3 pseudogenes are annotated in these 1,178 nt (G+C 40.2%); 2 read left to right on the top strand and 1 reads right to left on the bottom strand.

The annotated features are described in order from the left end of the window. Window positions 1-99, bottom strand: a pseudogene (locus tag HMPREF9018_RS11450) (IS982 family transposase); the annotation flags it as partial. Between the two features lie 75 nt (window positions 100-174). Between HMPREF9018_RS11450 and HMPREF9018_RS11490 the strand changes: the two are divergent. Beyond that, window positions 175-907, top strand: a pseudogene (locus HMPREF9018_RS11490) (transposase). An 82-nt stretch (window positions 908-989) separates the two neighbouring features. Continuing rightward, a pseudogene (locus HMPREF9018_RS11005) lies at window positions 990-1,178 on the top strand (tyrosine-type recombinase/integrase); the annotation flags it as partial.

Below are 1,178 nucleotides of genomic sequence, written 5' to 3'. Positions count from 1 at the left end.
GTTCCAATTGCCTTGATTTCTCTACGTGTACTGGCAGTGCCTCCGGTTTATTGTCAAAGAAACAATGGGGGCTGTAAGAGCAGAACACAGGTTCATGATGGGTACTGTCCTATAAAAGTGTGTAAGCCCATATTTTTATTATCTTTGTATTTGAAATATAAAATAAGATAAGAAATGGAACTTACACAATTACAAATTTCGGAAATTATTTCTAATTACACAAGCAGTAGTGAGGGTTTTGTAACTCTTCAGTCTTTAATCATGAATTCATTGATGTTTCACGAGCGTGAATTATTCGTCAGTGAGAACAAAGATTAACAATGCAATGGCTTTCGTAGTCGTCGCTGGTATAGTCATGGCTTTGAGTTTTCTCTTCGCATTCCCCGTAGCCGTAGTGGTAATTTCTACCCTGTCCTTCTTGGATTGATACGTAACGAAAGCGAGGAACGCGCGCGTCTATTCAATCTTCTTTATACTAAGGGGCTCACAACAGAATAGATAGGCGAGGTCTCTGAGTGTGTCTATGGTCGTTCCTACAGCAAACAACAGGTTTCCTATTAGGCAAACAGTTGTCGTTATGATGTCGAGAAATGGCTTTGCCGTGATCTTTCCTCTCACTATCTGGCAGTCTATATCGATGCAACCTTTATTCTCCACCCGTAGGGACAGACAGGTGTCAAAAGAAGTGCAAAGGTGTATATACACGACTAACTGGATAGAAAGACTCAACAGAAAGTATAAAAGGACTATCTATATGAGAACATCCATACCATCAACACAAGCTGTTATATTTCTCTTGGGCTCAGTGGCAATGGAAGAAACAAAAAATGCTTACAAAAAGAAAATAGACCAATTTAAAAGTTGGAAGAATATAAATGAAAATAGAAAGGATAAAAGAGAAGAATAGCTTACACACTTTTAAGGACGGTATCGGCAAGACAGAGGATAACCCAATCTTTGCAACCTCGCAAAGCAGAATGCGGATAGGTATGCATCTCAAGGCTTGTTGGTTTGGTTTGTGGCATTCGCCAAAACCTTTCCTTTCATGTAGCACGCCATACATTCGGCACTCTGACATAGGAGGCAGGCATTTCGATAGAGAGTATCGCCAAGATGATGGGGCTTTCCTCTATTGCCAGTACGCAAATCTACGCTCAAATCACTGACCAAAAGATTTC

Source organism: Prevotella amnii CRIS 21A-A (assembly GCF_000177355.1).
GTDB lineage: Bacteria > Bacteroidota > Bacteroidia > Bacteroidales > Bacteroidaceae > Prevotella > Prevotella amnii.
Note: the sequence above shows the minus strand (reverse complement) of the source record. Positions and strands in the feature narration are given on the sequence as shown.